The sequence below is a fragment of the Photobacterium sp. 1_MG-2023 genome (genome assembly GCF_030547945.1).
Classification (GTDB): Bacteria; Pseudomonadota; Gammaproteobacteria; order Enterobacterales; family Vibrionaceae; genus Photobacterium.
Genome location: NZ_JAUORR010000065.1, coordinates 1 through 2,174, shown reverse-complemented (window position 1 = coordinate 2,174; position 2,174 = coordinate 1). Strand labels below are relative to the sequence as shown.

5 protein-coding genes and 1 pseudogene are annotated in these 2,174 nt (G+C 55.7%); all 6 read right to left on the bottom strand.

What is annotated here, in order from left to right; all coding sequences use genetic code 11:
- Nucleotides 1–32: 32 nt before the first annotated feature.
- Entirely contained in the window at nucleotides 33–305 is a 273-nt protein-coding gene (locus Q4579_RS22800) for a hypothetical protein (RefSeq protein WP_303567242.1), read from the bottom strand.
- Nucleotides 302–484 carry a hypothetical protein gene (locus Q4579_RS22795; protein WP_303567241.1) on the bottom strand — a complete coding sequence of 61 codons (183 nt, stop codon included), beginning with the start codon at nucleotides 482–484 and terminating at the stop codon, nucleotides 302–304. The genes Q4579_RS22800 and Q4579_RS22795 overlap by 4 nt, the downstream gene beginning before the upstream one ends.
- Before the next feature lie 4 nt (nucleotides 485–488).
- Entirely contained in the window at nucleotides 489–755 is a 267-nt protein-coding gene (locus tag Q4579_RS22790) for a hypothetical protein (protein WP_303567239.1), read from the bottom strand.
- Between the two features lie 9 nt (nucleotides 756–764).
- Entirely contained in the window at nucleotides 765–1,664 is a 900-nt protein-coding gene (locus tag Q4579_RS22785) for a major capsid protein P2 (protein ID WP_303567237.1), read from the bottom strand.
- Between the two features lie 2 nt (nucleotides 1,665–1,666).
- Nucleotides 1,667–1,792 (bottom strand): hypothetical protein, encoded by a 126-nt coding sequence (locus Q4579_RS22780; RefSeq protein WP_255558100.1) that lies wholly within the window; start codon nucleotides 1,790–1,792, stop codon nucleotides 1,667–1,669.
- Nucleotides 1,793–1,922: 130 nt separating this feature from the next.
- Nucleotides 1,923–2,174, bottom strand: a pseudogene (locus Q4579_RS22775) (hypothetical protein); the annotation flags it as partial.

Sequence of the window (2,174 nt, the reverse complement as noted above, 5' to 3'; positions counted from 1 at the left end):
TGGTACTCTTTTTCGAACTGAGCAGACCCATATCAGCGCCCCTTCATGTAGAAAAACAGCATCACCATGGCGGCAATCGCGACCACAATCAGGGTGTAGTTCGTGGGCTTGGCCCCGAAGGTCACGCCCCCCGCCTCAAAGTTCATTTCAACCGGGCCATTGGTCGTGGTCATCGGCCCGCTGTCGTTCACCGACTCCAGCGCACCAAATGCCCCGGACAAATCCATGCCGGGAAAGCCCATACTGGCCCCGGCGGCGGTTCCGGCCAGACTGGCTAGCCCGCCTCCTGAAGATGCACCGCTCACAATGCCCCCTTCCTGCGAAAATAAATAAAGGCCAGTACCAGCACAATGACCCCCACGGCCACCACACCCGCACTGAGATACTTGGTTCCGTCAGCAGCGGTATAGCCGAGGGAGCCGCCCACAAGGGCACCGCTGCCCCACAACACACCACCGCCGATTAATAGAGGGACTAATGGCATCCGATCACCTCCGCATTAACAAAACGATGACCAGCAGCAGGACAACCGCCCCGCCGATGATCCAGCCGTATGACAACGCCTGGGGGTGCTGCTGGGTGACTTTTGCCGTGTTGCCCGTTTCATTGGCTTGCGGATCTTGCGTGCTGTTCGGGGTCGGCTTGCTGTCGAGGTAGTCATTCCACCAGTTCCCCGCATAGTCCGTCGTGTCTTCCCACGCCCCGGTCAACATTTCGCTGCCCTTGTCCATCGCATCATTGAGCCAATCCAGCATGCAGCCCCCTTAGCCCTTGACCTGTGCCGCGGTGCGCTCTACGTCCAGATACTCAGTGATCACCGTCACGCTGCCCGCGGGCTTGCTGGTCTTGAAGGTGAACAGCAGCTCTTTGGCCCGCGCCGTCGGGAACATTTCGTTGCGGATGAAACCGCGCATCAGAAAGTCCAGATGGAACATGTCCTGCTGCCACATCAGATCGTTGCGGTTCGCCATGTAACGCTCACGCCATGCGGTGGTCTCATAGGCCACGTTGTCATCGCGCTTGATTTCCAGCTCTTCGATGGCATCAGTCATGAAGTGCATGCGGCGAATGCTGCGCTTCATGTCGTTTGGCATGGTGTTAAAGGTGTTGGTGCCCTGCGCTGGCATATCAATCTGCAAGCGCTCGATACGCGGCAGGTACATGCGCACCGCCTGCGGGGTGTTCACCTCTGCGATCACTTCGAGGGTCGGCATTTCCGGGTCGCCGTCCTGCTTCGCGCCGATATCGACCTGAATCTGAAGGGACTCGCCCAGCATGGTGACCAGTGAGGTCAGTTGCTGGCCGTCTTTCAGCTTCAGGGACAGATCGGCAAAAGACACGATGAAGACCTGTTCACCCTGTGGCGCAAGGGCCGCGGGGACGTCCATCTGCTTGTACTGCTCCAGCGTCTGGAAGAAGGTCGCCGGAATACCGCTGATAAAGGCGTTACTGTTCAGGCGAAACGTGATTTCCAGCCGTTCAAGGGGCAGATTGGTGTTAAACATGAACGCATCAAACGTCTGGCCTGTGGGTACAGTCAGCGTTGAGCGGCCGTTATAGGTCACGCCGCTGAAGCTCGACAGCTTCAGTTTCTTGACCCCTTCGTATTTGTAATTGGCAATGGCTTGCGCCTGCGCTTCTGGCGTTACTGCTACAACACTCATGATTAAAACCACCCGTCACCGTAAATTGTTTCTTTCAGCGTCTTCAGGGAAGACACGTTGTTAATCACTGCAATGATCAGCAAAGTGACCACCACTGTGATCAGCATGACTTTGTGCTCTTTTTTCATAGCGTTCCTTTGTGTGTTTGGAAGATATCGCCGTAATGGCAGGGCTATGAAAACGACTTTCGGCAGAGTTGGAAATGAGGAGAAACCTATAGGTTGGGCGTTTAACCTATAGGTTTAGATGTGAGTTAGGTCACGCAGATTTTTGGCTGTTTTTCCGGTAGGTCAGGGAAACTTTCCGGCCTGTCTGGCAGTTCAGCGCACCCTTGCGGTAGTTCCCCACCCCGTCCTCGACGTGAATGAAATCCGCGATCGGCTTGTTGATTTCCAGCTTGTTCATTTTGGCCGAGCGCAAGGCCGCAATGTCCGCCACGGGAACGGATTTCGCATCCGATAAATACTTCGCATCATTCATCGAATTGACCGCACACAGATACCACGTCGG